At 67.9% G+C, this 2019-nt stretch carries 2 protein-coding genes; both read right to left on the reverse strand.

Annotation, left to right across the window (positions count from 1 at the left end):
- On the reverse strand, window positions 1-1199 hold a 1199-nt coding region (gene pyk / locus HYE82_RS36170), incomplete at its 3' end, for a pyruvate kinase (protein WP_179178459.1).
- Between the two features lie 133 nt (window positions 1200-1332).
- Window positions 1333-2019 carry an SIMPL domain-containing protein gene (locus HYE82_RS36175; protein WP_179178460.1) on the reverse strand — a complete coding sequence of 229 codons (687 nt, stop codon included), beginning with the start codon at window positions 2017-2019 and terminating at the stop codon, window positions 1333-1335.

Consider the following 2019-nt stretch of genomic DNA (forward strand, 5'->3'; position numbering starts at 1 on the left):
GGGGTGAAGGCGAGGAGGGGGATGGGTGAGCGGTAGCGGGAGAGGCGGCGGACGGTGTCGCCGCTCTGGGTGAAGGCGACGAGGAACTTGGCGCCGAGGAAGTCGCCGATTTCGGCGGCTGCGCGGGCGACGGCTCCGGCTTGGGTGCGGGGTTTGTTGGTTTCGGTGAGCGGGGGGAGGCCGTTGGTGAGGATGTCCTGTTCGGCGGCTTCGACGATGCGGGACATGGTGGTGACGGTTTCGACGGGGTATTTGCCGACGCTGGTTTCGCCGGAGAGCATGACGGCGTCGGTGCCGTCGATGACGGCGTTGGCGACGTCGGAGGCTTCGGCGCGGGTGGGTCGGGAGTTGTCGATCATCGAGTCGAGCATCTGGGTGGCGACGATGACCGGTTTGGCGTTGCGCTTGGCGAGTTTGATGGCTCGTTTTTGGACGATGGGGACGTGTTCGAGGGGCATTTCGACGCCGAGGTCGCCGCGGGCGACCATGATTCCGTCGAAGGCGGCGACGATGTCGTCGATGTTGTCGACGGCTTGGGGTTTTTCGATTTTGGCGATGACGGGGAGGCGTCGGCCTTCCTCGTCCATGATGCGGTGGACGTCTTCGATGTCGCGGCCGGTGCGGACGAAGGAGAGGGCGATGACGTCGGCGCCGGTGCGCAGTGCCCAGCGGAGGTCTTCGGTGTCCTTGTCGGAGAGGGCGGGGACGGAGACGGCGACTCCGGGGAGGTTGAGTCCCTTGTGGTCGGAGACCATGCCGCCTTCGATGACGTCGGTGCGGATGTGGGGGCCGTCGATCGCGGTGACTTCGAGGGTGACGCGGCCGTCGTCGACGAGGATGCGTTCGCCGGGGGTGACGTCGGCGGCGAGGCCGCTGTAGGTGGTGCTGCAGGTGTGGCGGTTGCCGGGGGTGCGTTCGGTGGTGATGGTGAAGGTGTCGCCGCGTTCAAGGAATACGGGTCCTTCGGCGAAGCGTCCGAGGCGGATCTTCGGGCCTTGAAGGTCGGCGAGGATGCCGACGCTGCGGCCGGTTTCGTCGGAGGCCTTGCGTACGCGGAGGTAGCGCGCCTCGTGTTCGGCGTAGGTGCCGTGGCTGAGGTTGAGGCGGGCGATGTCCATTCCGGCTTCGACCAGGGTTTTGATGTGGTCGTAGGAGTCCGTGGCGGGGCCCAGGGTGCAGACGATTTTTGCTCGGCGCATGAGGGGAGCGTATGCCCTACCGGGTGGTAGGTAGTGGGGTCCTGGTGTCGGCTCAACGACCTTTGGTTGAAGGGTTGTTGACACTTGTTGAATGTGCGTGGGGGTGCTCTGATGAGCACCCCCACAGTCGGTTTCAGAGCCGGGGCGGGGTCATGGTGAAGCGGGCGTTGACCTGGGCGCGGACGGTCTGGCGCTGGGGTTCGAGGTCGAGGGGCGGGGCGGCGGTTTCCTCGGTGCCGGCGAAGGCCATGGAGCGGACGCCTCCGGCGGGGGCGGCGTTGAAGGGGAGGGCGTTTTCTGCGCCTTCGTCGGCGAGTTCGACGAGGGCGGTGAGGTCGGCGCCGAGGGCGGAGGCGTATTCGCGGGCGCGCTGGACGGCTTCGAGGACGGCCTGGCGGCGGGCTTCGCCGTGGGCGGGTGAGGTGGGTCGCAGGGACCACCAGGGGCCGTCGACGTGGGTGAGTTCGAGGTCGGCGAGGCGGGTGGTGAGTTCGCCGAGGGCGGTGAAGTCGCTGAGTTCGGCGGTGATGTGGACGCGGCCGTGGTAGGCGCGGACGCGTTCGCCGCGGCCGTGGCGGGTGAGTTCCGGGGTGATGGAGAAGGCGCCGGTTTCGGTTTTCTCGACGGCTTCGCCGTAGGTCTTGACGAGTTCGAGGACGGCGTTGTTGCGGCGGGTGAGGTCTTCGAGGGCGGTGCGCCTGTCGGTGCCGCGGGCGCTGACGGTGATCCCGATGCGGGCGATTTCGGGGTCGACTTCGAGGAGGGCTTCGCCGCGGACGGCGACGCGGGGGGTGTCGGGGGTGCCGTAGCTGTCCCTTAT

The organism is Streptomyces sp. BR123, assembly GCF_013401435.1.
Lineage (GTDB): Bacteria > Actinomycetota > Actinomycetes > Streptomycetales > Streptomycetaceae > Streptomyces.